The following is a 686-nucleotide window of genomic DNA, read 5'->3' on the forward strand; positions in this document are numbered from 1 at the left end:
ACCATAGCCGGTTCGGGATTCGCATCCGTTACACTTCGCGCGGTAATATCCTGAAATGGCTTTCACCGTTACTGATGGACAACCACAAAAAGGGCATGGTTTGACTTTTGTGTATCGCACTGGTTTTTCTCCTGTGAGCTTTGTGGCTGCGCTCATTTCCATTGCTCCCCAAATACAAAACCAATTTCAGCCAGTGCCTCGTCCATTTTTTCGATGAACTCCGGCACCATCTCGTCAAAACTCGCCATGTACTTTTCATCCCGCTCAACCACGACATAATGCAGGCCTTCACGCTTCATACGCGGGTCATAGTTGGCAAAGTACCAGGCATCTTTTCGCGTCACCCACATGCTGTACTGCACCTGGGCCATGTAAGCCGACTTTATGGCCTCGAAACCACCGAGCCGGAACTTCATGAAATCCCGGGAGGTAAACGGGCATTTCAGCTCAAGGCCATTGCCGTCACTGCATAAACCATCGGGAGAGCAGGCGGTACGCATACTTTCGTCGCGATAGATGATCGGGGATTCAGTAACATTCACGCCGGAAGTGAATTCAAACAGAGTTCTGGCGTCGTTCTCGTACTGTTTTCCCCATGCCAGCGCCTTAGCATTAACTTCCGGAGCCACACCGGTGCAAACCTCAGCCAGCAGGGTGTGGAAGTAGGACATTTTCATGTCAGGCCA

At 51.2% G+C, this 686-nt stretch carries 2 protein-coding genes; both read right to left on the minus strand.

Translation table 11 applies throughout. The features are described 5' to 3' along the window. On the minus strand, nt 1-120 hold a 120-nt coding region (locus tag EQY_RS25410), incomplete at its 3' end, for a Lar family restriction alleviation protein (RefSeq protein ID WP_349665232.1). Between the two features lie 32 nt (nt 121-152). Beyond that, the coding region (locus EQY_RS0123510; RefSeq protein WP_000327160.1) for a lambda exonuclease family protein at nt 153-686 on the minus strand (534 nt) is incomplete at its 5' end.

This window comes from Escherichia sp. TW14182, from assembly GCF_000208525.1.
Classification (GTDB): domain Bacteria; phylum Pseudomonadota; class Gammaproteobacteria; order Enterobacterales; family Enterobacteriaceae; genus Escherichia; species Escherichia ruysiae.